This window comes from Acetobacter okinawensis, from assembly GCF_002153655.1.
GTDB classification, from domain to species: domain Bacteria; phylum Pseudomonadota; class Alphaproteobacteria; order Acetobacterales; family Acetobacteraceae; genus Acetobacter; species Acetobacter okinawensis_A.
In genome coordinates this window covers 1-224 of sequence record NZ_JOPJ01000139.1, presented here as the reverse complement: position 1 = coordinate 224, position 224 = coordinate 1, and the positions used below count along the sequence as shown (strand labels likewise).

At 57.6% G+C, this 224-nt stretch carries 1 protein-coding gene; it reads right to left on the bottom strand.

The genetic code is table 11. The features are described 5' to 3' along the window. Positions 1-224, bottom strand: a 224-nt coding sequence (locus tag HK26_RS13720) for a hypothetical protein (protein ID WP_180539599.1), incomplete at both ends; no start/stop codon positions are given.

The window sequence follows — 224 nt, the reverse complement described above, 5'->3', positions numbered from 1 at the left end:
GCCTGCACGGACTGGTCTGCCTGATCCAGTTGGGTTTTGGCGTTGGCCAGCATCTGGGCTGCAATGGTGTTGCCCTTATCAATCAGGATCTGCGCATCCATGCCGTACTGCTGCGCAGCACGGGCAGCATTGGCATATTGGCGCTGGATATCCGCTGCCTGACTGGCAATGCTTTCCGACCCGCTGGAGGTCACATCAAGCAACTGCTTGATGGTGCTGACTTC